Raw genomic sequence first — 732 nt, 5'->3', positions numbered from 1 at the left:
AGGCTTTGCTCACGCCCGGAACGACCAGACCGCGCAACAAGCGAATCGACATAAGCTCGAAGACCATCAAACTCCGGTTGATCAATCAGATCCGGTAAGAGACGGAATATTTCCCAACGCAGGGTCGATTTCTCAAAATGCTGAACGGTTGAGCTATGCTCACTTTTTTCAGAAACAAGCGACTCAATCAGCTGCCAAAGAAAAGCACCCGGCATTTGTGTATCAACCATACAAGCAATGCCTTGATGATCCGAAATACGTTGCTTTAACCACACGCCCATGCCGTAGCTTTGGGTTAAAACAATCTCGGATGCGAAAGGGTCGGCAAGCGGTGGTGTGCTTTGCAGCTTTGCGAGTATTTGAGCTAGGGTTTCGGTTTTGTTAGATGGATATAAGTAGAGCATGGCCGTCCTTGAGATCAAGTGAAAACAGTATACCCGCTATTACCCAACGCTCCATACGGCTAAGAGCTCAAATCAAAACTTAAATCAAGATTTTTGAGCACAGTTTTAATCTGATCTAGAGATCCGGACTGGAAGGAATTCACAACACAAACAACGAACACAAAAAAGCCGGCTCAAATATGGCCGGCTCTTTAAAACAGCGAACATCAAACCTTTAGGACTGATCGCGGCCTCGGCCTGCAGCAATGCGAAGTCTTAAGGCACTGAGCTTAATAAAACCTTCCGCATCTTTTTGGTCGTATGCACCGGCGTCATCTTCAAATGTCGC

Annotated in this window: 1 protein-coding gene; it reads right to left on the bottom strand. The window is 46.4% G+C overall.

Annotation, left to right across the window (positions count from 1 at the left end):
- Positions 1–404 (bottom strand): exodeoxyribonuclease V subunit gamma (locus A3750_RS21540; RefSeq protein WP_197475221.1); only part of this gene is annotated, 404 nt, incomplete at its 3' end.
- Positions 405–732: the final 328 nt, after the last annotated feature.

Source organism: Oleiphilus sp. HI0079, assembly GCF_001635105.1.
This window is presented reverse-complemented; position numbering and strand designations above follow the sequence as displayed.